General features: G+C 70.4%; 22 protein-coding genes and 1 pseudogene. 12 read left to right on the top strand and 11 right to left on the bottom strand.

Annotated elements, in window-relative coordinates:
• Positions 1–114 precede the first annotated feature (114 nt).
• Positions 115–1,965, top strand: coding sequence for a right-handed parallel beta-helix repeat-containing protein (locus ACFHVL_RS25060; RefSeq protein WP_416630889.1), 1,851 nt, complete (start codon positions 115–117; stop codon positions 1,963–1,965).
• 198 nt (positions 1,966–2,163) lie between these two features.
• Positions 2,164–2,994, top strand: a complete 831-nt coding sequence (locus ACFHVL_RS25065; protein WP_416630890.1) for a phosphoribosylaminoimidazolesuccinocarboxamide synthase — start codon at positions 2,164–2,166, stop codon at positions 2,992–2,994.
• Between the two features lie 33 nt (positions 2,995–3,027).
• Here the strand turns inward: ACFHVL_RS25065 and ACFHVL_RS25070 are convergent, their stop codons facing one another.
• Positions 3,028–4,644 carry an MFS transporter gene (locus ACFHVL_RS25070; RefSeq protein WP_416630891.1) on the bottom strand — a complete coding sequence of 539 codons (1,617 nt, stop codon included), beginning with the start codon at positions 4,642–4,644 and terminating at the stop codon, positions 3,028–3,030.
• Between the two features lie 105 nt (positions 4,645–4,749).
• The gene (locus ACFHVL_RS25075; protein ID WP_416630892.1) at positions 4,750–5,340 is read right to left on the bottom strand and encodes a helix-turn-helix domain-containing protein; all 591 of its coding nucleotides are present in this window, start codon (positions 5,338–5,340) and stop codon (positions 4,750–4,752) included.
• 109 nt (positions 5,341–5,449) lie between these two features.
• Between ACFHVL_RS25075 and ACFHVL_RS25080 the strand changes: the two genes are divergently transcribed.
• The gene (locus ACFHVL_RS25080) at positions 5,450–6,091 is read left to right on the top strand and encodes a class I SAM-dependent methyltransferase (RefSeq protein WP_416630893.1); all 642 of its coding nucleotides are present in this window, start codon (positions 5,450–5,452) and stop codon (positions 6,089–6,091) included.
• An 89-nt stretch (positions 6,092–6,180) separates the two neighbouring features.
• Here ACFHVL_RS25080 and ACFHVL_RS25085 read toward each other — a convergent pair whose 3' ends face one another.
• Positions 6,181–6,546, bottom strand: a complete 366-nt coding sequence (locus ACFHVL_RS25085; protein ID WP_416630894.1) for a hypothetical protein — start codon at positions 6,544–6,546, stop codon at positions 6,181–6,183.
• A gap of 108 nt (positions 6,547–6,654) precedes the next feature.
• On the opposite strand from ACFHVL_RS25085, the gene ACFHVL_RS25090 reads away from it, so the two are divergent.
• Together ACFHVL_RS25090 and ACFHVL_RS25095 are read left to right on the top strand one after the other, a co-directional pair.
• On the top strand, positions 6,655–7,506 hold the full coding sequence (locus tag ACFHVL_RS25090; protein WP_416630895.1) for a helix-turn-helix domain-containing protein: 852 nt from the start codon (positions 6,655–6,657) through the stop codon (positions 7,504–7,506).
• Between the two features lie 7 nt (positions 7,507–7,513).
• On the top strand, positions 7,514–7,765 hold the full coding sequence (locus ACFHVL_RS25095; RefSeq protein WP_416630914.1) for a DUF397 domain-containing protein: 252 nt from the start codon (positions 7,514–7,516) through the stop codon (positions 7,763–7,765).
• A gap of 48 nt (positions 7,766–7,813) precedes the next feature.
• Here ACFHVL_RS25095 and ACFHVL_RS25100 read toward each other — a convergent pair whose 3' ends face one another.
• Positions 7,814–8,743: an endonuclease domain-containing protein gene (locus tag ACFHVL_RS25100; RefSeq protein WP_416630896.1), complete on the bottom strand. Its 930-nt coding sequence runs from the start codon at positions 8,741–8,743 to the stop codon at positions 7,814–7,816.
• An 84-nt stretch (positions 8,744–8,827) separates the two neighbouring features.
• Entirely contained in the window at positions 8,828–9,160 is a 333-nt protein-coding gene (locus tag ACFHVL_RS25105; RefSeq protein WP_416630897.1) for a YnfA family protein, read from the bottom strand.
• 162 nt (positions 9,161–9,322) lie between these two features.
• Here ACFHVL_RS25105 and ACFHVL_RS25110 point away from each other — a divergent pair, with 162 nt between their 5' ends.
• Both ACFHVL_RS25110 and aspS read left to right on the top strand, forming a co-directional pair.
• A complete protein-coding gene (locus tag ACFHVL_RS25110) occupies positions 9,323–10,120 on the top strand; it encodes a class I SAM-dependent DNA methyltransferase (RefSeq protein ID WP_416630898.1) in 798 nt (265 codons plus the stop codon).
• A 652-nt stretch (positions 10,121–10,772) separates the two neighbouring features.
• The gene (gene aspS / locus ACFHVL_RS25115; protein WP_416630899.1) at positions 10,773–12,077 is read left to right on the top strand and encodes an aspartate--tRNA(Asn) ligase; all 1,305 of its coding nucleotides are present in this window, start codon (positions 10,773–10,775) and stop codon (positions 12,075–12,077) included.
• Positions 12,078–12,233: 156 nt separating this feature from the next.
• On the opposite strand, the gene glpK is transcribed toward aspS, so the two are convergent.
• Positions 12,234–13,787, bottom strand: coding sequence for a glycerol kinase GlpK (gene glpK / locus ACFHVL_RS25120; RefSeq protein ID WP_416630900.1), 1,554 nt, complete (start codon positions 13,785–13,787; stop codon positions 12,234–12,236).
• Positions 13,788–13,851: 64 nt separating this feature from the next.
• Here glpK and ACFHVL_RS25125 point away from each other — a divergent pair, with 64 nt between their 5' ends.
• Entirely contained in the window at positions 13,852–14,826 is a 975-nt protein-coding gene (locus ACFHVL_RS25125) for an acetylxylan esterase (RefSeq protein ID WP_416630901.1), read from the top strand.
• Between the two features lie 195 nt (positions 14,827–15,021).
• Complete coding sequence (locus ACFHVL_RS25130) at positions 15,022–15,960, top strand: ribose-phosphate diphosphokinase (protein WP_416630902.1); 939 nt, start codon at positions 15,022–15,024, stop codon at positions 15,958–15,960.
• 47 nt (positions 15,961–16,007) lie between these two features.
• Here ACFHVL_RS25130 and ACFHVL_RS25135 read toward each other — a convergent pair whose 3' ends face one another.
• Positions 16,008–16,502: an ATP-binding protein gene (locus ACFHVL_RS25135; RefSeq protein WP_416630903.1), complete on the bottom strand. Its 495-nt coding sequence runs from the start codon at positions 16,500–16,502 to the stop codon at positions 16,008–16,010.
• Between the two features lie 139 nt (positions 16,503–16,641).
• On the opposite strand from ACFHVL_RS25135, the gene macS reads away from it, so the two are divergent.
• Complete coding sequence (gene macS, locus ACFHVL_RS25140; RefSeq protein ID WP_416630904.1) at positions 16,642–17,943, top strand: MacS family sensor histidine kinase; 1,302 nt, start codon at positions 16,642–16,644, stop codon at positions 17,941–17,943.
• Positions 17,944–17,959: 16 nt separating this feature from the next.
• Complete coding sequence (locus ACFHVL_RS25145; protein ID WP_416630905.1) at positions 17,960–18,634, top strand: response regulator; 675 nt, start codon at positions 17,960–17,962, stop codon at positions 18,632–18,634.
• A 69-nt stretch (positions 18,635–18,703) separates the two neighbouring features.
• On the opposite strand, the gene ACFHVL_RS25150 is transcribed toward ACFHVL_RS25145, so the two are convergent.
• Genes ACFHVL_RS25150 through ACFHVL_RS25160 form a run of 3 tightly spaced genes read right to left on the bottom strand, consistent with a single transcriptional unit; the run spans position 18,704 to position 20,043 of the window.
• The gene (locus tag ACFHVL_RS25150; RefSeq protein ID WP_416630906.1) at positions 18,704–19,288 is read right to left on the bottom strand and encodes a DUF5709 domain-containing protein; all 585 of its coding nucleotides are present in this window, start codon (positions 19,286–19,288) and stop codon (positions 18,704–18,706) included.
• A gap of 28 nt (positions 19,289–19,316) precedes the next feature.
• A complete protein-coding gene (locus ACFHVL_RS25155; RefSeq protein ID WP_416630907.1) occupies positions 19,317–19,742 on the bottom strand; it encodes a hypothetical protein in 426 nt (141 codons plus the stop codon).
• A gap of 1 nt (position 19,743) precedes the next feature.
• Positions 19,744–20,043 (bottom strand): hypothetical protein, encoded by a 300-nt coding sequence (locus ACFHVL_RS25160; RefSeq protein WP_416630908.1) that lies wholly within the window; start codon positions 20,041–20,043, stop codon positions 19,744–19,746.
• A gap of 165 nt (positions 20,044–20,208) precedes the next feature.
• On the opposite strand from ACFHVL_RS25160, the pseudogene ACFHVL_RS25165 reads away from it, so the two are divergent.
• Positions 20,209–21,417 (top strand): annotated as a pseudogene (locus tag ACFHVL_RS25165) (glycosyltransferase); the annotation flags it as partial.
• Here the strand turns inward: ACFHVL_RS25165 and ACFHVL_RS25170 are convergent.
• The gene (locus ACFHVL_RS25170) at positions 21,393–22,439 is read right to left on the bottom strand and encodes a hypothetical protein (RefSeq protein WP_416630915.1); all 1,047 of its coding nucleotides are present in this window, start codon (positions 22,437–22,439) and stop codon (positions 21,393–21,395) included. The pseudogene ACFHVL_RS25165 and the gene ACFHVL_RS25170 overlap by 25 nt on opposite strands.
• Positions 22,440–22,476 lie beyond the last annotated feature (37 nt).

Raw genomic sequence — 22,476 nt, forward strand, 5'->3', positions numbered from 1 at the left:
TCCGGGTGGTCATTGCTTGACGTAGATCGATGTATTGACATACGTGAGCTGCGGACGTAGCGTTTCGAGAGCGGAAAGCGCTTTCCTACATCATCGTCAGCGGAAGGCATTACCATGAGGCACCATCCCGACCTGACCAGCCGCCAGCGCCGGCGGCGGATCTGGTGGCCGACACTCGCTGCCGCCGTCATCACCACCCTGCTCGCCACCAGCGTCACTTCCGCCTCCGCAGCGGCCCTCTTCGGCGACGACTTCGAAGACGGCAACACCTCCGGCTGGTCCAAGTCCGGCGGCAACTGGACAGTGGTCAGCGACGGAACCCGGGTCCTGCAGCAGTCCAAGGTCGACGCCAACCTTGCCCGGATGTTCGCTGGCTCCACCAGCTGGACCGACTACCAGGTCCAAGCCAAGGTCAAGCCGCTGAGCTGGACCGCATCCGGCGGCTTCGTCGGCCTCGCCGCCCGAGCTTCGGGCGCCACCAGCTTCGACCGGTTGGCACTGTTCGACGGGCGTGTCGAACTGCAGGCGGTGCGCAGCGGATCCGTCACCGTCCTCGGCACCGCCGCGCGGCCCGTGCCCACCGGCACCTGGGCGACTCTGACCCTGGAGGTCTCCGGTGACACCGTCCGCGGCTGGGTCGACGGCACCCTGATCGGCACCGGCACCAGCCAGCGCGGTCAGGGCCGCATCGGCGTGCAGACCGACCGGGCCACCGCTGCCTTCGACGACGTGACGGTCAGCACCCTCGGCACCGGCCCGTCCCCGTCCCCGTCGGTACCGCCGTCGTCCTCGCCGACCCCGACCCCGACCCCGACCCCGACGCCGCCCCCGCCCCCGACGCCGACGCCCACGACCGGACCGGGTGACGAACTGATCGTCGCCACCACCGGCGACGACGCAAACCCCGGCACCCTGGCCCGACCACTGCGCACCGTGCAGCGTGCCGTCGACCTCGCCGTCCCCGGCACCACCATCCGGCTGCGCGGTGGCAGCTACGCCCCGACCACCAACATCCGGATCCTCACCTCCGGCACCGCCGCCGCGCCGATCACCCTCACCCGGTACGGCACCGAACACGTCCTCATCGACGGTGAGCAGATGCCGCACACCCCGGCCCCACTGGGCGGCAGCATCCCCAACATCGAACGCGGTGCCATCCACATGCAGGCGTCGTACTGGCGGATCGTCGACCTGGAGATCGCCAACGGCCCGTACGGGGTCTACTGCCGCACCTGCCACCACAACGTCTTCCAGCGCCTGACCACCCGCGACAACTACGAATCCGGCCTGCAGATCCAGGGCGACGCCACGTACAACCAGGTCATCGACCTCGACGCGTACGGCAACCGCGACCCGCGCAAGAACGGCGAGAGCGCCGACGGCCTGGCCATCAAGGAGGGCACCGGCGTCGGTAACGTCGTCCGGGGCGTGCGGCTGTGGAACAACGTCGACGACGGCTTCGACGCCTGGATGTTCCGATCCCCGATCCTCATCGAGAACTCGGTCGCCTGGGGCAACGGCGTCAACCGGTGGGGCTTCCCCGACTTCGCCGGCGACGGCAACGGCTTCAAGATGGGCGGCGGGATACCCGACGCGATCGGTCACACCGTGCGCAACAGCATCGCGTTCGGCAACGTCGTCGACGGGTTCATCGACAACGGCAACCCGGGTGCGCACCGCTTCGACCGCAACACCGCCTGGAACAACGGCCGTAACGGCTTCACCGTCAACCGGTCGTCGTCGGTGCTGACCGGCAACCTGGCGGCGACCAACCCCACCCCGGTGTCACTCGGCTCGTCGACCGGCAGCGGAAACTCGTGGGACATCGGCGGTACCTGGAACGATGCGTCGCTGATCAGCACCAACTCGTCAACGATCACCGGTCCCCGCCGCCCGGACGGCAGCATCCCGACCTCGAGGTTCCTACGCCCGATCAACCAGCGACACCTCGGCGCCTGCCTGTAGTAGTCCCGGCTGCCGGCCGTCAGGTCGACCGGGTTCATCTGATCACCGTCGCGTCGCCGCCCCGGAATGCGTCGGCGGCGCGGCGGCCACCCGGCCAGGTCCTCCACCCGCTCCAACCTGGCCAGCCCGTCCGCCCGCCAGCCTGGGGCGGACGGGCACCCGGCGGTCTGCGTCCGTCGTCGTGATGTACTTGCGGCCGTGGAACTGCTGCACTCAGGCAAGGTAAGGGACGTGTACGCCGACGGCGACGACCTGATCCTGGTCGCCTCCGACCGGATCAGCGTCTACGACGTGGTGCTACCCACCCCGATCCCGGACAAGGGCAAACTGCTCACCGCGTTGTCGCTGTGGTGGTTCGAGCAGCTCGCCGACCTGGTGCCCCACCACGTCGTCTCCGCCATCGACGTACCGGCCGAGTTCGCCGGCCGGGCCATCCGGTGCCGCCGCCTGGACATGGTGCCGGTCGAGTGCATCGCCCGCGGCTACCTCACCGGTCTGGGCCTCAAGGAGTACGAGAAGTCCGGCTCGGTCTCCGGCATCGCGCTGCCCGCAGGCCTGGTCGAGGCGTCCAGGCTGCCCGAGCCGATCTACACCCCGACCACAAAGGCGCCCGCCGGCGAGCACGACGAGTTCATCACGTACGCCGACGTGGTCACCCAGGTCGGCGCGCAGACCGCGCAGCGGCTGCGGCAGATCACCCTCGACGTCTACCGGCGGGGCGCGGCGCTGGCCGAGGAGCGCGGCCTGATCGTCGCCGACACCAAGATCGAGCTGGGCTGGGCACCGGACGGCACCCTGGTCCTCGCCGACGAGGTGCTGACCAGCGACTCGTCCCGGTTCTGGCCGGCCGACGCGTACCAGCCGGGCCGTGCCCAGTTCTCCTTCGACAAGCAGTACGTGCGGGACTGGGCCGCCGGCACCGGCTGGGACAAGCGTCCGCCGGCCCCGGAGGTGCCGGCCGACATCGTCGAGGTGACCCGGGCCCGCTACGTCGAGGTCTACGAACGGATCACCGGCCGCACCTGGTGAGCGGGGCTCACCAGGTGCGGCCATACCCCTCGATCACGTGACCTGTTGCGGCGCGGTGTCGGCTGCTCGGCTCGTGGCACCACGCTGCGGACCCCGGGCGAGCACGTAGCCGAACAGGAGCGCCATCACCACGACGCCCACCCACATCGCCTGCTGCCAGCCGTCGACGAAGGACTGCTGCGCGGCTCGGACCAGCTCGTCGGCGTACGGGCCGGCGTCCTCGGCGGCGACGAGGGCGGTGGCGATGCCCTGTCGGGCCGCGTCGGGCGCGTCGACGGGCAGCTCGTCGAGCCGGGCGCTGACGGCGTTGCGGTAGCCGGCGGACACGATCGCCCCGAGCAACGCCACGCCGAGTGCGGCACCGAACTCCCTGGTGACGTCGTTGAGCGCGGACGCGGTGCCCTGGCGGGCGCGGGGCAGTGCGCTGGTGATCGCCTCGGTGGAGGGGGTCATCGACAGGCCCATGCCCAGCCCCATGGCGAGCATCCCGGGCAGCACCGACAGATAGCCCCCGTCGACGGAGACGAAGCCTGCCATCAGGGCCAGACCCGCGCCGCCGAGGAAGATCCCGGCCGCCATGGTCGCGCGCGCACCGATCAGCGCGGCCACCCGTGGGGCGAGGCCCGAGGCGAGCATCATCAGCAGTGCCATCGGCATCATCGCCAGCGTGGAACGCAGCCCGGACCAGCCGAGGACCGCCTGGAAGTACGGGAAGAGCACGACGAAGATGCCGGCCTGAACGCCGAACACGGCGAGTAGCGCCACCGAGCCGCTGGACAGGCCCCGGTCGCGGAACAGCCTAACGTCCAGCAGCGGCGCACGCCGGCGCAGTTCCCAGGCGACGAAGACGGCGGCGCCGACAGCACCGACGGCCAGACCCAGCAGGGTCGCGGGAGCGGTCCAGCCGCGTTCCGGCCCCTCGTGCAGGACGAAGATCAGTCCGACGGCGGCCAGCACCGACGACAGTGAACCGATGGTGTCGAACGGGTCGCCCGACTCCTCGCGGGAGTTCGGGACGTACCGGATCGTCATGCCGGCGGCCACGACGACCAGCGCGACCGGCAGGGCGAACAGCCAGCGCCAGTCGGCCACGTCGACCAGGAGCGCCGACAGGTACATCCCGAGCAGGCCGCCGCCGCCGGCGACGGCGGTCCAGACGCCGATCGCCCGGGACCGTTCCTGATCCGGGAAGGTCGAGGTGATCACGGCGAGCGTGATCGGCATGATCATCGCCGCGCCGACGCCGCTGAGCAGCCGCGCGGTGATCATTGTTTCGGTCGAGGTGGCGAGGCCGGCTGCGGCGCTGGCCGCGCCGAAGACGACCAGCCCGGCGAGCAGTACGGGTTTGCGCCCCCACCGGTCGCCGACCGCGCCGAGCGGCAGCAGCAGCGCGGCCAGGGTGATCGTGTAGATGTTGATGATCCACAGGACGGTGCTCTGCGAGGCGCCGAACGCGACGGCGAACTCCTGCTGGGCTACGTTCAGCCCGGAGACGGACGCGATCACCGCCATCAGCGCGATGCAGACCGCGACGAGGACCGCGCGGCGTCGGCGCGGATCGTGGATCGTCGGGTCGGAATCTTTCGCGGTGGCTTTCGCGGCGGCTTCCGCCACGGCTGGCACCTGCGGAGACAGGCTCGGAGAGGTCATGCGGGAAAGCTAGCCCGGCCTTGCGGTAGCGGCACTGCATCTTGCGGTAATGGCAAGACTGGGCTGGTTGCCGATCAGCGGAGTCGGTCGAGGTCGCTCCTTCGTTCAGCTACTCGGTGCGTCGCTCGACGACAGGGCATGTGCCCGCTCGCCGTCCTGGTCGAAGATGGTGAGGATCTCGACCGGCCCGTTCACCGCGCCGATCGAGTGCGGGATCATCGTGGAGAACTCCGCCGCGTTTCCAGGGCCAACGGGAATCTGCCGCTCACCCAGGTGCAGCAGAGCGGTGCCGCTGAGCACGAAGAACCACTCCCGCCCGGGGTGCACGCTCAGATGCCCCGGGCCGGTACGCCGCTGCGGGGTGATCCGCATCTTCGCCACCATGCTGCCGCCCGGCTGACCTGAGCTGCGCGACAACATCCAGGTAGCCAGACCCGGCTCCTGGTGTTTCATCGGCCGGATGATCACATCGGCGTCGTCGACCGGCTCGACGAGTTGATCGATCGTTGTGTCCAGCGCCCGGGCCAGGGCGACGAGCTGGTCCAGGTCGATCCGTCGGTGGCCGGTCTCGATGCGGCTCAGTGTGGACGGACTGAGGTGGCACCGGGCGGCAAGCGAGTCGAGGCTCCATCCGCGCGCCTGCCGTAGGCCACGGATGCGCTGCCGGACCACCTCGGAGAGATCGACCTCTGACACGCCCACCATGCTAGATGCGTCCGACGCTGAGCCCTGCCGAGGTACGGCACCTTCTTGCGGAAACCGCATGATCTCTTCCGGTTTGCGGAAGGTTCACTACCGTCGAGACATGAGCAACGACACCCACGCCGATCATCCCGCGTTCAGCGCGCACTGGTGGGAGCGGCACTATCAGGCACACCCGTCGGGACACGTCTCGCCAGGACCGCAGCTGGTCGCCGAGGTGGCGGACCTGCCCCCGGGTACGGCCCTCGACGCGGGCTGCGGCACCGGCGCCGACGCGATCTGGCTCGCCAGCCGGGGTTGGCAGGTGACCGCCGTCGACGCCTCGTCGACCGCGGTCGGCCGCGCCGAGAAGCTCGCCGCGCAGCAGGAACCAGGTGTGGCGCAGCGCATCACCTGGATCGCCGCGGATCTGACCAACTGGGAGCCGTCGCGGCGCTACGACCTGGTGACCAGTCAGTACGTGCACCCCGACCTGCCGTTCGACCAGTTCGTGGCACGGCTGGCCGCCGCCGTCGCCCCCGGCGGGACGCTGCTGGTCGTCGGCCACGACCACGCCGACACCCACTCGGCTGCCCACGCCCCGAAGGCCGCGTCGATCGGCCTCGACGCCGTCGTCAGCTCCCTCCCCGAAGTCCAGTGGGAGCTGGCCGTCGCGGAGTCCCGGACCCGCGAGGTGCACCACGACTCGAAGCAGTTGACCATCCACGACTTCGTCGTCCGGGCCTACCGCAGGCCGTCGCCCTGAAAGAACAGCGCTTCACCTTGCCGGGCTGGCCGTGATCGGCCAGCCCGGCAGCCGTTCGTCAGTACGCAGCTCGCCTGCCGAGCGGTACGTCAGATCGCATCATCGGCGTAGGGCAGCTCCAGGTGCGCGGTCCAATAGCAGAGGTCGGCGCGGTGCTCGACCAGCATGACCGGCTTGCCACAGTGTTCGGAGATCAGCGTCGCTGCCTCGTCGAGGTCGGACACGTCCGCCTCCCAGTGGTGGTCCAGGTAGAGCTTGAGCCCCGGATTCTCCCGGCCGAGATCGAGGACCTCCGCCTCCTCCGGCGGCACCAGGATGACCGTGTAGCGGGCTGCGGTGTGCTCCGCCTCGCTGAGCTGCTCGGGCAGTTCCGGGCCGGGCCGGAAGTGGTCGATCACCGACGGGATCGGCCCTGGGCTGTCCGCCGGGTCGTACGCCCGCACCTTCACCAACATCACAAGCTCACCTCACTGATTGCATCTTAAGGATGGCGAATCGCAACGTTGTCGATTACTCTCGGACTGTGCGGAGATCAAGTCAAGCCCTCATCTGACGGAGAGCAAATGATCAATAGAGAGTTGCCCACCATCGTCGGTCGCGGGCTGGCCGGTGAGCTGCGTGAATTACGGAAGGCGGCAGGACTGAGCGTCCGTGCGGTGGCTGGCAAGCTGGACTGGCAGGGCTCCAAGTTGTCCCGGATGGAGACCGGGCAGCAGCGAATCCGGATCGAGGATGCCGCATCGTTGCTGGTGATCTACGGAGTAACGGGTGCGGATCGCAAGCGACTCCTTGCCATGGCCGAGCGGGCAGCCGAACCTGGCTGGTGGGAGACCTACGGGTCCGGCTTGTCAGCGTGGTCCCGCACGTTGCTGCAGCTCGAAGCGGAGGCGACGGCGATCTTCAACTTTGAACCGCTACTGGTGCCAGGACTGCTACAGACCCCGGACTACACGCGGGCGCTGATGAGGTCCTGCGGCATCTCCGACTCCGACACCCAGCTGCGGGTCGCAACTCGACTCGGACGTCAAGCGATCTTGACCCGTGACGAGCCACCGACCGTGCGTTTCGTCATCGACGAAGGTGCACTGCGCCGGCCGTTGGGCGGTGGGTCGGTGATGGCCCGGCAACTACGGCGCATGGTCGAGTCGGCGGAGCGACCGAACATCGCGATCCAGGTCGTGCCGTTCGTGACCGGAGGCCATACCGGGCTGGACGGACCCTTCATGCTCCTCGACTTCCCGAGGAACAAGCCTGTCGTACACCTGGAGCACAAGATCTCCGGGTTGTTCCTGGAGGAGCCGGACCAAATCGCCTTCTACCGTCGAGAAATCGATAGTCTTGCTGCTGTGGCGCTCGACCCTGACCGGTCGGCGCAGCTCATCGGCGAGATCGCGGCAGAACACGAACGTGAGTGAGGCGAGGATGAACGCAGCCGACCTGCCAGTGGGCTTGGCGTGGCGTAAGTCGAGCCGCAGCGGCTCCGACTCCAACTGCGTCGAGGTAGCTGGGCTCGTTGGGGTGGCGGGGCTCACTGACGAGGGTGTCTCCGGCGCCTCCGGCGTCGAGGTAAGGGACTCGAAGGATCCGTACGGCCCAGTTTTGTCCTTTTCCGGCGACTCCTGGGCTGGCTTCGTCTCGTCGCTCCGGTGTCGAGGTGACGCTGACGCACGTTAAAACGCGAAGATGACGTGCGTCAGCGTCACCTCGGTGTGCGCGACCTGGTCAGGTGGCGCGTTCGGCGATCGCGTCCCGTACCTTTCGCACGACTTGCCCTTTCCGCCGGAGTACGTCGTCGGCGGTGAAGCGGAGCGCAAGCCAGCCGGCTTCGCGGAGCGCGTTGAAGCGGTACACGTCCTTGCGGAACGTCGCCCGCTCCCGGTGGTGGTCACCTTCGTACTCGATGGCGATCCGCCACTGCGGGTATGCCAGATCGACCCGAGCGATGAACCGCCCCTTCCCGCCGAGCGGGGCGTCCCGCACCTCGTACTGCGGGATGGGTTTTGGCAGGCCGGCGTCGTGCAGCAGCAGCCGGAGCCGGCTCTCCATCGGCGATTCACTCAACGGCTCGGCAAGGGCAAGAAGCTCCCGGACCTGTTGCAGTCCACGCAGCCCGGGGCGGGTGTCGATGTATGCCGCGAGGTGCTTGCGCGTGACGAGGCGGCGGCGTAGGACGGTGTCGAGGGCACCGAGCGCAGCAGCACGTGGCAAAGAGCGACCCAGGTCGAACGCGGTACGGACTCCAGTGGTCAAGGGCAACCCGGCGAACGAGGTGATGTCGTCAGGGGCGAGCGTCCGGTGCGCGGACTTCAAGATGGGGTGTGAGTACCGCCTGGCCGTCTTCGGTAGGGCGACGTGTACCGGCACTACTGCCTGCCCGGGACCGCGTCGCGGCAGGATATCGACCCCCCATAGAAATGCTGCGCTGAGCTCGTGGATTGCCGCGCCGGGCGGCAGCCGTGCGGCGGCGGCTCTGCACCACATCCGGTGGTCGTCGGGGTCGTACGAGCTCTTGTGTACATAGACGTCGGGCAGGATGCGGCGCCAGGACGGACCGTTGAGCATCCGCCGGGTGATCAGGCCGGCGGCGATGGCGCGGCTTGCGGAGAACGGCTCGAAACTCAGCTCGCGTGGCACCGTGGCGGGGCGGGACATCGCAGCAGCTTGCCCGGTCGTCGCCGTCGTTTCTGCCCGGTACGCCGGTCCAGTCGCGCATCCGACGCAAGAAGAAGCAAAGCCTCAGCCGCGTGGGGCGTACATGATGACGGCGACGCCGATCAGGCAGATCGCCGCGCCGGTGATGTCCCAGCGGTCCGGCCGGAACTTGTCCACGACGACGCCCCAGGCGAGTGAACCGGCGACGAAGATCCCGCCGTAGGCGGCGAGGATCCGGCCGAAGTTCGGATCCGGCTGCAGCGACGCCGCGAAACCGTACAGTCCGAGCGCCATCACCCCGGCGGCGATCCACAGCAGGCCACGGTGCTCCCGCCAGCCCTGCCAGATCAGCCACGCCCCACCGATCTCGGCCACTGCGGCGAGCACGAACAGGATGAGGGAGCGCGCGACGGTCACGACGCCGACCCTAATCCAGATCTATCCAGACCCAGCCGCTGGTCGAGGTGACGCTGACGCACCTCATTTCGCGATTTTGAGGTGCGTCAGCGTCACCTCGGTGTTGATCGGACATCGTAAATGGTTGGCGCGGAGTCGGCAGGCATGTGCAGGATCGCGTCCATGACGAGCAGCGATCTGTGGGACGAGCAGGCAGCACAGAGCTACGACGAGGGATCGGCCGAGATGTTCGCCCCGCACGTGCTGGACCCTACGGTGGAGTTTTTGGCGCAGTTGGCTGGTGCCGGCAACGGCTTCGCTCTGGAGTTCGCGATCGGCACCGGCCGGGTGGCGATCCCACTTCTCGCGAAGGGTATTCCGGTGAGCGGGATCGAGCTGTCGCAGCACATGGTGAACCAACTTCGCCGCAAGATTCCGCTGGCCGCGGAAGACCTTCCGGTCGTCGTCGGCGACATGGCGACGGCGACGGTTCCGGGGCAGTTTTCCCTGGTGTACGTCGTGTACAACAGCATCGGCAACCTGCGTACGCAGGACGAGCAGGTGGAGTGCTTCCGCAACGCGGCTCGGCACCTGTCGCCGGGTGGGCGGTTCGTTGTCGAGCTGTGGGTACCGGGCATCCGTCGGTTTCCACCGGGCCAGTCGGCGGTGCCGTTCAAGGTGACGGACCGGCACGTCGGCTTCGACACGTTCGACATGGTCACCCAGCAGGGCACCTCGCACCACTACCGGCGGCGCGACGACGGCAACGCCAGCTATGGCGCCAGCAACTTTCGCTACATCTGGCCGGCCGAGTGTGACCTGATGGCCCGGCTTGCCGGCCTGGAGCTGGAGCAGCGGGTAGCGGACTGGGACGGCTCGCCGTTCACCTCCGACAGCGAGAAACACGTCTCCGTCTGGCGCAAGCCACCGTCTGGCGCAGCTCCGCGCTCAGCGTGCCCTGCGGACCACCACGAAGCGTGACACGGTGAACGCCGCGCTCGAGTTGGCTGCCGCTGTCGACGCCAACCGGCGTGCCGAGCTCCTGGGATGTCTCTCGCGAGCTACTCGTCCTGCTCGATATCGACCTCATCGAGCAGGACGAGGCTGACGATCACAAGGACATCGCGGCGTGACCTACCTGGCCGACACGTCGATGCTGGTGCCTGGTGCCTGGTGCCTGGTGCCTGGTGCCTGGGGTCTGGGGTCTGACCGTTCTACACATCGACAACGACTTCGAGACGATCGCGGCGGTGACCGGGCTTCGGGTCCGGCGTGCGGACCGTGTCTGACCGGTCGGAATCCGGATGCGGACGGCGACGCCGTACCGCTAACGTCGACAGCCAACAGCGACGACGGAGCCGAGTAGCGGTTGCGCCCACCGGAGTGACAGAGAGCCGCCCACAGCTGAGAGGGCGGACTCCGGCCCAGCCGTGAAGACCCTCCTGAGCTGCGGGAAAGAACGGCCCGTCCGGGCTCAGTAGACTCCCGCCGACTCGCCCACGTCACGGGTAAGCGAAGGCTGCGCCACGCGTACACCACGCGGTGGCGCGGCGAAGGTGTGGTGGCACCGCGAGGATCCCGCTCGTCCACACCTTTCTGGGGACGCGTTGCGCACACTCCAGGAGGTCACCACATGCAACGCATCCTTTCCGCCGCCCTTCCTGACTTCGTCGGCCAGCCCGTACGGCTGGCCGGCTGGATTCACCGGCGGCGGCTGCTGAAATCCGTCGCGTTCCTGATCATGCGCGACGCCGCCGGGCTCGCCCAGGTCGTCGTCACCGACCCGGCGGTACGGGCCCAGCTGGAACAATTGCCGGAGGAGACCACCGTCTCCGTCACCGGCACGGCGACCGCCCAGCCGGCCGCCCCCGGTGGCATCGAGGTGACTGGCCCGTCGATCACCGCGCTGACCGACCCGGCGGCACCCGTACCGTTTGATCTGTATCGGCCGGACCTGCGGGCCAACCTGCCGACGATCCTGGACCACGCGCCGGTCGCGCTGCGGCACCCGAAGTTGGCCGCCACGCACCGGATCTCGGCCGCCGCCGTCGCCGGCTTCCGGAACACCCTGACCGGCATCGGGTTCGTCGAGATCCACACCCCGAAGATCGTCGGTACGGCGACCGAGAGCGGCGCGAACGTCTTCGCCCTCGACTACTTCGGCCGCCGCGCCTACCTTGCCCAGTCACCGCAGCTGTACAAGCAGATCATGGTCGGTGTCTTCGAGCGGGTCTTCGAGGTGGGGCCGGTGTTCCGGGCCGAGCCGAGCGACACCGCCCGGCACCTGGCCGCGTACACGTCGCTCGACGCCGAGCTCGGTTTCGTCGACGACCACCGGGACGTGATCGCCGCCTGCCACGCCACCGTCGGCGGGATGCTCGCGGCGGTCTCCGAGCGCGCCGGGCCGGCGTTGGAGCTGCTCGGCGTACGGCTGCCGGCGCTGCCGGCCGAGCCGGTGATCGTGCACTTCGCCGACGTCCTCGACATGATCAGCGCGGCGACCGGCCGGGACGTCACCGGTGAGCCGGACCTGGCCCCGGAGCATGAACGCTGGCTGGGGGAGTGGGCGCTGCGCGAGCACGGCAGCGACTTCGTCTTCGTCGAGGGCTACCCGACCCGGCACCGGGCGTTCTACACCCACCCGGACCCGGCGCGGCCCGGCTACTCGCGTGCCATCGACCTGATCTTCCGGGGCGTGGAGCTGGTCAGCGGCGGGCAGCGGCTGCACCGGTACGGCGACTACGTCGACGCGCTCGCCGAGCGGGGTGAGACCGACCTGAGCCCGTACGCCGGTTACCTGGACGCGATGCGGTACGGCATGCCGCCGCACGGCGGCTTCGCGTTCGGGTTGGAGCGGTTCGTGGCCCAGCTGCTCGACCTGCCCAACATCCGGCAGGTCACCCTCTTTCCGCGCGACCTGCACCGCCTCACCCCCTGACCCGGACACATCTCCCCGCCCGGCGATCTTGCACTTATCGATGGACAATCGCGACAAATGCTCTCGATAACTGCAAGATCGTCGCGAGGGGCGAGGGGCGAGGGGCGAGGGGCGAGGGGCGAGGGGCGAGGGGCGAGGGTGGGAGGGTGGTGGCGGTCAGTCGGGGTCGTCGACCCAGTCGAGGGTGCGGCTGACGGCCTTGCGCCACTGGGCGTACTCGCGGTCGCGGTGCGCCGGCTCCATCGCCGGCAGCCACTGCGCGTCGGCCCGCCACTGGGCACGCAACGTGTCCAGATCCGGCCAGAAGCCGACCGCCAGCCCGGCCGCGTACGCCGCCCCGAGGCAGGTGGTCTCGCTGATCGCCGGGCGGACCACCGGCACGTCGAGCACGTCGGCGAGGAACTGCATCAGCAGCCCGTTGGCGGTCATCCCGCCGTCGACCCGCAGCCGGCGCAGCGCCACGTCGGAGTCGGCGTTCATCGCGTCGACCACCTCACGGGTCTGCCACGCCGAGGCCTCCAGCGCGGCACGGGCCAGATGCCCCTTGGTGATGTAACCGGTCAACCCGGCGACCACGCCCCGGGCGTCGGCCCGCCAGTGCGGGGCGAACAGCCCGGAGAACGCCGGCACGATGTAGCAGCCGCCGTTGTCGTCGACGCTGCGGGCCAGCTCCTCGACCTGTGCCGCGCTGGAGATCAGCCCCAGGTTGTCGCGCAACCACTGCACCAGCGAGCCGGTCACCGCGATCGCACCTTCGAGCGCGTAGCGCGCCGGCTCATCGCCGATCTGGTACGCCACCGTGGTCAGCAGCCCGTGTCGGGAGGCTACCGGGCTGGTGCCGGTGTTCAGCAGCAGGAAACTGCCGGTGCCGTAGGTGCACTTTGCCTCGCCGGGCTGGAAGCAGGTCTGCCCGAACAGGGCCGCCTGCTGGTCACCGAGCGCGCTGGCCACCGGCACGCCGGCCAGCGCCCCACCGGCGACGTCGGCGTCCGCCGTACCGTAGATCGAGGCTGACGGGACGATCTCCGGCAGCATCGCGGCCGGAATGCCCGCCGCGGCCAGGATCTCGTCGTCCCAGCGCAGCGTGTGCACGTCCATCAGCAGGGTGCGGCTGGCGTTGGTCACGTCGGTGACGTGCCGGCCGGTCAGTTTCCAGATCAGCCAGGATTCCATCGTGCCGAACAGCACCTCGCCGCGCTGCGCCCGCTCGGCGAGGCCATCGACGTGCTCCAGCAGCCACATCGCCTTCGGTCCGGCGAAGTACGTTGCCAGTGGCAGTCCGGTGCGTTCCCGTAGCCGCTGCTCGCCGCAGGCGTCGCCGAGGCGGTGCAGTTGCGGCCCGGTGCGGGTGTCCTGCCAAACGATGGCGTGGTGCACCGGCCGGCCAGTGGCCTTGTCCCACACCACCGTCGTCTCCCGCTGGTTGGTGATGCCGATCGCGGCCAGCCCGCCAGCGCCGCCGGCCCGGGTCGGACCGTCGATGCCGGCGTCGGCGAGGGCCTGCCGGACCACCTGCTCGACGTTGGTCCAGATCTCGTCGGCGTCGTGTTCCACCCAGCCGGGCCGGGGGAAGATCTGCCGGTGTTCCCGCTGCGCCATGGTGACGATGGAGCCGCTGGCGTCGAAGACGATGCACCGTGACGAAGTGGTGCCCTGGTCGATGGCGGCGATGTACCGCGCCGTGGCGGCCCGGCTGGTTTGCTCGGTCATTGGACCAGTATGGCCTTGAAAAGTAGGGGCCCAACCGTGGAGCTTGCGCTGGTAGCGTGCCGCCATGGCCTGGTTCGATCTTCCCCTCGATGAGCTGCGGCGCTACCAGCCGGAGCTGTCCCCACCGGCGGATCTGCGTGCGTTCTGGGACGACACGTTGTCCGACGCCCGATCGATGGCGGTGCCGCCGGTGGCCACCGCGGTGGAAACGCCGCTGCGCGCGATCGCCACGTACGACGTGAGTTTCACCGGCTTCGCCGGTCAGGAGATCAAGGCCTGGCTCAACGTGCCGTCGGGCGCCGCCGGGCCGCTGCCGGTCGTCGTCGAGTTCGTCGGGTACGGCGGGGGCCGTGGCCGCCCGCACGAGTGGTTGCTGTGGGCCAGTGCCGGCTATGCCCATCTGGTGATGGACACCCGGGGCCAGGGCGGTTCGTGGCGTGGCGGCGACACCCCGGACCCCGGTCCGGACGGTTCCGGGCCGGCTACTCCCGGCTATCTGACCCGGGGAGTGCTGGATCCGGCCGGCTACTACTACCGGCGGTTGATCGCCGACGCGGCGCGGGCGGTGGAGATCGCCCCCGAGCTGCCCGGCGTGGACGGGGCGCGGCTGGCGGTGGTCGGCACCAGCCAGGGCGGCGGGCTGGCGCTGGCCGCTGCCGCGCTGGCCGGTGACCGGGTGTCGGCGGTGGTGTCCCGGGTGCCGTTCCTGTGCCAGATCCGGCGGGCGGTGACGATCACCGACGCGGATCCGTACAACGAACTGGTCCGGTTCTGCCGGGTGCAGCCGGGGCGGGCGGCGGCCGCGTTCACCACGGTCGACTACGTCGACGCCGCGCATCTGGTGCCGTGGGCGAGCGCGCCAGCGCTGTTCAGCGCCGCGCTGATGGACCAGACGTGTCCGCCGTCGACGGTCTTCGCCGCGTACCACGCGTACGCCGGTCCGAAGGAGATCGAGGTGTACGAGTGGGACGGGCACGAGGGCGGTCGGGCGCACTTCGACCAGTTGTCGATCGAGTTCGTGCGCAAGCAACTCGGCTGAGCCGGGCTCGGTCAGGGCCGCTGCTACTTCTGGTCGGGGTTGTCGCCGAGCGTCCGGAACGCGGGCCAGACGCCTGGCCGCGGGGGGGGGAGTTCGATCCGGGTTCTGCTAGGTGGATCTGCAGTAACAGATCGATCTCACCTGACTCGCCGCCCGTTGCCGACGCTGGTCCCGGGCTGCCCTACGATGCACCTCGTGCGCGACATCGCAGTGTTCAGTGGCAGCGCCCACCCGGGGCTGGCGGCCGAGATATGCGCCCACCTCGACGTCCCGCTGCATCCGGTGCGGGTCTCCCGGTTCGCCAACGACTGCCTGGAGGTGCAGTTGCAGGCGAACTGCCGCGAGCGGGACGTCTTCCTGATCCAGCCGTTGGTGCCGCCGGTGCAGGAGCACCTGGTCGAGCTGCTGCTGATGCTCGACGCCGCCCGAGGCGCCTCCGCCGGGCGGATCACCGTGGTGCTGCCGCACTACGCGTACGCCCGGTCCGACAAGAAGGACGCCCCGCGGATCTCCATCGGTGCCCGGCTCGTCGCCGACCTGCTGGTCGCCGCCGGCGCCGACCGGGTCCTCGCGATGACCCTGCACTCACCGCAGGTGCACGGCTTCTTCAGCGTCCCCGTCGACCACCTGCACGCGCTGCGCGAACTCGCCGCTCACTTCCGCGACCACGAGCTGGCCGACACCGTCGTCGTCTCACCCGACCTCGGCAACGCCAAGGAGGCGGCCGCCTTCGCCCGGATGCTCGGCCTGCCGGTCGCGGCCGGCGCGAAGCAACGGTTCAGCGACGACCGGGTGCAGATCAGCGCCGTGATCGGCGACGTCGTCGACCGGGACGTCATCGTGCTCGACGACGAGATCGCCAAAGGCAGCACGGTGATCGAGCTCATCGACCACCTGCGGGAGCTCAAGGTCCGCTCGATCCGGATCGCCTGTACCCACGGACTGTTCTCCAGCGACGCGCTGAACCGGTTGAGCGGCCAGGACGGCGTGATGGAGATCGTCTGCACGAACACCGTGCCGATCCCGGAGACCAAGCGGGTGCCCAAACTGCAGGTGCTCTCGGTCGCGCCGGCACTGGCCGAGGCGATGCGGCGGATCCACAACGGCGAGTCGGTCAGCGCACTGTTCAGCTGAGCGCACTGTTCAGCTGCGGAGCTGGGTACCCAGTCGGGCGCAGCCGGTCAGCGCCGCTGCTGGCCGACCGGATCGTCGACGTCGGTGCCGACTCCGGTGCCAGGGCCGCCGGACAGACTGAGGCTGACCCGGACCGTGGTGCCGTCCGGCCCGGTGGCGACCGCCATCGTGTCGGTCAGCCGCTCGGTGAGCCAGAGTCCCCAGCCACCGGCGGTGTTCGGCGCCGGCCGCTCCCGGCTGTGCAACTGGTCCGAACCGATGCCCTGGCCGTTGTCGGAGACCTCGCAGAACATCGATCGCGTGTCGCGCCACATCTGCAGCCGGCCCCGCCCGCCGCCGTGCCGCACCGCGTTGGTGATCAACTCGTTGACTGCGAGGACGAAATCGTCGAGCTGCTGGCCGGTCATCCCGGCCGAGGTGGCGCAGGACGCCACCCGGTGCCGCAGGTCGGTGACCTGACCCCGGTCGAAGGTCTCGTTGAGCAGATCCATCGGGTCGATAGGCACGACCGTACGCGATGACGAGGGATCTGCGTCGGTCATGGCCCATCCGGCTGCTGATTGGCAGGTGCTTTCCGCGGCATTGTCACCCTACGTCGACCGGTGCGGAAATGCACCTCGATCCGGCGTGTCCCCGCTGCCCATCGGCCACCTGCCAGGACGCGTGTGCCATCGTCTTCGGGTGCGTGGGACCCCCTCACCGGCGGGCACCCTGATCGTCCCGCTGTGGCGGGCGATCGCGGTCTTCCGGTTCGCCGCCCTCGGCTACGTGCTGGTGCTGTACGGCCGCAACGCGGTCGACTACGCCCACCCCGTCGTCGCGATCCCGGTGCTGCTGGCGATGGTCGCCTGGACGATCGTGGCGACGTGGGCGTACGCCCGTCCCCGCTGGCGCCGCTGGCCACTGCTCGCCGCCGACCTGCTGATCGCGCTGGCCACGTTGCTGGTCAGCCCGTGGATCATCGGGCGGGCCGTCCTCGCAGACGGGGTGCCCACCCTCGGCGTCGCCTGGCTCGCCGGTCCGGTGTTGGCCTGGGCCGTCGCCGGCGGCCGCCGACTCGGCGTGGTCGCCGCCCTGGTCCTCGCCACCGCCGACCTGGCCGTACGGGAGCGGCTCAACGAGTCGTCGGTCACCCCGGGAGTGCTGATGCTGCTCGCCGGTGTCGTCGTGGGTCACGTCGCCCGGCTCATCGTCGCCGCCGAGGACCGGTTGCAGCGGGCGGTCGAGCTGGAGGCGGCGACCCGCGAACTCGCCGCCGCCACCCGGGAACGGGAACGGCTGGCCCGCGACATCCACGACTCGGTGCTCCAGGTGCTGGCGATGGTCGCCCGTCGAGGAGCCGACCTCGATGGTGAAGCGGGCGAACTCGCCCGGCTGGCGGGGGAGCAGGAGGCGGCGTTGCGGACCCTGGTGACCAGCCGGGTGGCATCGTCGGCGGCCGGGTCCGCACCGCTCGCACGCGCGGCGGCCGGGTCCGCACCGCTCGGACGCGCGGCGGCCGGGTCCGAAGGCCGGGCGTCGGCAGCCGGGGCGGACGGCGTCGGAGCGGCGGGCGCCGCCGCGGACGGCGCCGGTGCCGGCGCCGGCACCGCGGATCTGCGGACCGTGATCGCCCGGTACGCCGCACCCCGGGTGTCGATCGCCGAACCGGCCGGTCCGGTCCTGTTGTCCGGTCACGTCGCCGCCCAACTCGGCGCCGCGCTGGGCGCGGCCGTCGACAACGCCATCCGCCACGGTGGGCCGGACGTACAGGTGTGGGTGCTCGTCGAGCAGGAGCCGGACGCCGTCACCGTGTCGGTCCGGGACGATGGACGCGGTATCGCACCCGGTCGCCTCGCCGAGGCGGCGGCCCAGGGCCGGCTCGGTGTCAGCCAGTCGATCCGGGGACGGATCGCGGAGGTCGGCGGCACGGTGCGGATCGTCTCCGCACCGGGCGAGGGTACGGAGATCGAACTTCGGGTGCCGGGACCGGTGCCTTGTTGACGGGAGCGGGACAGAGATGGCAGCCAGCGCGGCGGAGCAACCGGCGGAGCCGATCCGGGTGATGGTGGTCGATGACCATCCGATGTGGCGTGAAGGCGTCGCGCGGGACCTGGCCGAGGCCGGCCACCAGGTTGTCGCGACCACCGGTGAGGGCCGACAGGCGGTCCGAATCTGCGCCGCAGCCAGACCCCAGGTCGTGGTCCTGGACCTGCAGCTGCCCGACATTTCCGGCGTCGAGGTGATCCGTGGCCTGCTGACCGCTCACCCCGGCGTCCGGGTGCTGATGCTCTCGGCCAGCGGCGAGCAGCAGAGCGTGCTCGACGCAGTCAAGGCCGGGGCGACCGGCTACCTGGTCAAGTCGGCCAGCCCGGCGGACTTCCTCGACGCGGTCCGGCGTACCGCCGCCGGTGACACCGTCTTCACTCCGGGACTGGCCGGACTAGTGCTTGGCGAGTACCGGCGACTCGCCGCGACCCCGGACCCGGGCGGCGACGAGCCGCAGCTCACCGAACGGGAGACCGAGGTGCTGCGGCTGGTCGCCAAGGGGCTGTCGTACAAGCAGATCGCCGCCCGGTTGGGGTTGTCGCACCGGACGGTGCAGAACCACGTACAGAACACCCTCGGCAAGCTGCAACTACACAACCGGGTCGAACTCACCCGGTACGCGATCGAGCAGGGCCTGGGTGACTGACCGCCCCGTAAACGGCTGACCCGCCTCCGCCCCTGGAACGCCGACCGCCCCGCGGGTCGGTGTGCGGCCTCAGCGGTTGATCGGCCGGTCGACCGGTGGCTCGGTCTCGTGGATGGCAAGCTCCTCGGCGGTGGCACCGCCACCGGCCGCACCGGCGTCCATCGCGACCGAGTCCGGCTCGTCGTCGGTGTGCGCGCCTTCGTCGGCTTCGACCAGCCGGCCCACCACGCCGTCGCCGGCTGCGTCGCCGAGCCGGCCGTGGTCGTAGACCGACACCGGCGAGTCAGGATTCGAGTACGGCCCCGGGTCGAGCACGTCGGCGTCGCGCTGCGCCTGGGCCCGGGCCTGCTCGCCGTCCGCCTCGTCGCTCAGCGCCTGATCCGCCGGGCCGCCGAGCAGGTCGGTCACCGGTTGTTCCAACGACTCCCGGGCGACCTTGTAGTCGAGCGACTCCCCGTCGAGCTGCTCCTGGGCGGTGTTGCCGAAATGGTCGACCGCCACCGGGACGTCGCCCGGGATACTCGCCGGATCCGGCCCGTCCGCCTCGCGGCCGCTGGCCACGTCGTCGTACGCGGTCGAGTCGTCGTCGGCGATCTCGGGAATCCCTTCGGACTCCGTGTCGGAAACCGGCCGGGGGAAGTCGTCTGCACGCATGCCGTCCCATTACCCGCGACCGCAGTGGTCACACACCTGTACCCGGTCGGTCCGGTCGTCGCCGCAGTGGCCGCCCTCCTTCGTCGCCCGCAGCCCCGGTGGGCACCACCGGGTCTCCGATCGGGGCCGCCGGCTTCGCCGTGGTCCGGCCCGCAGGCACCTGGTACGGATGCGAGGCGGTCGTCGCCGACGATCCGCTCACCGTGTCGGCGGCGAAATCCTCGTCGGCCGGGCGCCCGACCGAGCGCCCCAACGGCGGCCCGACCGGGCGGCCCGACGGCGCACCCATCCGGCTGGCTCCACCACTGGTGCCGATGAGCGGACCGGTCGCGGTCGGGTGGCAGTCCACGCGGCCGGCGGTGCCGCCGCTGGACCCCAGCCGTCGGCCGATCAGATAGCCCACCGCCGTGCCGAGTAGCACCAGTGCGAACCGTGTCGGGTCGAAGGAACGCATCTCAGAACCCTTCCCGTGGGTGATCGGCGGGTTCGAGCACCGCCCAGACCAGGTTTCCGTCGCGTACCGGCAGCCGCTGTGAGATGTTCCGCCGCAGGCTGGCCTGTGCCGGCAGTTCCCGGGCCGCGTTGGCGGCACCGGGGACCGGCTCGAGATCGAGGCCCAGCACGGTGGCCGTCGGCGCGCAGGCCGGCAGCGGGCCCCGGTCGAATCGTCCGCCACGTGCGTCGGGCGCAGCCGCCCGCCGCGCCGACGTACCCGATGGGTGGATGCGGCTGCTCTGCGTCCTGGTCGCTGCCATACGTACCGGTACCCCGGTTCGGCCCGGTCACACCGTCAGAGTGCGTGGTCGCGCCTCACCCTCGCGTTTCACCCCAGGGTGGTGCTCGGCGGAACCGGGTGTTCGGCCGTACGGCAGAGGTTAGAAAGAACCGCTACCAATCGTGCCGAGCCAACGGAGGTGAAGATGCGCGTAGGTCTGGTGTCAGCACACGGTGGAGCTTCCATCGGCGGTGACCCGGGACGTCTCGACGGCGGCGGGCAGCCGTTGACCGGGACGTGGCAGCACATCGCCCGGCTCGCCGCCGAACTGGCGGAGCTCGGTCACGACGTACGGGTCTTCCAACGGTGGACCGAACCGGACCTGCCACAGACCTGCCAGCGGGATGGGTACCAGCTGGTCCGGGTACCGGTCGGCCCGCCGGCCCGACTCGGCACCGGCGACCTGCTGGCGTACCTGCCGGAGCTCGGGCGTTGGCTGGCGCGGCAATGGGACGACCAGACGTGGACCCCAGACGTGGTGCACGGCCACTTCTGGCCGGGTGGGCTCGCCGCAGCCAGCGCGGTGAACCACAGCGGCGGTGTGCCGCTGGTGCAGACCTTCCACAGCATCGGCAATCATCAGCTGCGCCAACTGGGCGGTGACTACAGAGGACCACGGGCGCGGATCGCGTTGGAGCAGGCACTGAGCCGGGTGGTCGACGCGGCGATCGCCCAGTGCACCGAGGAGGTCGACGAGATCGCCCGGATGGGCCGCGACCGAGCCTCGGTGGCGATGATCCCACCCGGGGTGGACACCAGTCGCTTCGCCCCCGCCAACGACCCGCCGATGCGGCGCCGCCGCCGGATGCTCGCCGTCGGTGAGCTCGTACCCGGTGCCGGCCACGACGAACTGATCGGGGCGCTCCGGCTGGTCGGCGACGTCGATCTGCTCATCGCCGGTGGTCCGGGCCGGGCCGACCTGGACGGGGATCCGGGTGCCCGCCGGCTGCGCGAACTGGCCGGCCGCTGCGGCGTCGCGGAGCAGGTCGAACTGGTCGGCGCGGTGCCCGCCGAGGAGATGCCGCAGCTGTACCGGTCGGTGGACGTCGTGGTCTGCGCCAGTCGGTACGCGCCGGTCGGCACCGTCGCGCTCGAGGCGATGGCCTGCGGGATACCGGTTGTCGGCTACGCCCGTGGCGGCGTCGCCGACTGCGTGGTGGACGCGGTGACCGGGCGGCTGGTGCCGGCCGGGGACGTCCGGGCCCTCGGCGTAACCCTGCGCCGGCTGCTCGCCGACGACGCGGAACGGTTCGCGTACGGGCATGCCGCGATCGACCGGGTCCGCTGCCGATACAGCTGGGAACGGACCGCCGCCGCGGTGGAGCGGCTCTACCAGCGGGTGCTCGGGGTACGCGGCGTACTGGTCCCGACCGGGTCGAGTTCCGCCGTCGCGACGCCGGACGGCGATTCGGTCGAGCCGGTCGAGGTGGAGCTCGACCTGGTGGCGATCGAGGCGGCGGAGGCGGCCACCGCCGCACCGGCGGCAACCCCGGTCCGCGCCGCCTGACCGGCGGCTGGCCGGGTCGCTGTCTCGTCGGCGGCTGGCCGGGTCGCTGGCGGCGCGAGCGCGGGATCGCCGGCGTGCTGCGCCGTCGCGTACCGGGTCATGCCCAGCACGGCTGCCAGGGTGATCAGGAAGCCGGTCGCGGCCAGCCATTCCCGCCCCGGCCAGATCTTGTCATTGAGCAGCAGCAGGCCGACGACGGCGGCGGGAACGGCACCGGCGGCGTCCATCGCCGCGATCGCCGCGGTCACCGAGCCCCGCTGCATCGCCAGGGCGATCAGCCACTGACCGATCGCCGAATGCGCGATCAGCAGGTAGAGCAGCGGTTCGGTGAGGAACTCCCGGAAGGTGTCGGTCCCGGCCAGCGGCCGGGAGGCGACCGCGGCGGCGGAGAACGCGAACCCGGCCAGCAGGCCGAGCAGGACCGAGGCCATCGGCCCGGTGAGTCGGGCGGCGAGCGCGCCGAGCGCGGCGATCACGACAGTGGCCAGGGCGATGGTGGCCACCGCGCGCTGGCCGAGGGGATGCGCCGGTGCCGGCCGGGCGGCGACGACCAGCGCGCTCACCCCGATCAACAGCAGCACCAGCAGGACGATCTCGGCGGCCGGCAGCCGCCACCCCAGCGTCAGCACCCCGAGCAGCGCGGTGACCCCGAGTGCGGCGGCCGCACTCGCCTGGACCAGGAACAACGGCAGGTCCCGCCGGGCAAGGAAGGCGAGCACGAACGCGGCGATCTGGCAGCCGACCCCCAGCAGGTAGACCCGCTGGCGGATCAGGCGCAGCAACAGCCCCGGATCGAAGCAGAATCGGACGGTGGTGCGGGCTGCGGCGATCGCCTGGAACAGGTGCGCGACACCGTAAGTGATGACCATTGCCGCAAGGAAGCACCAACCGGTCGATGTCACCCGG

The organism is Micromonospora sp. LOL_023, from assembly GCF_048060115.1.
Taxonomy (GTDB): Bacteria; Actinomycetota; Actinomycetes; order Mycobacteriales; family Micromonosporaceae; genus Micromonospora_E.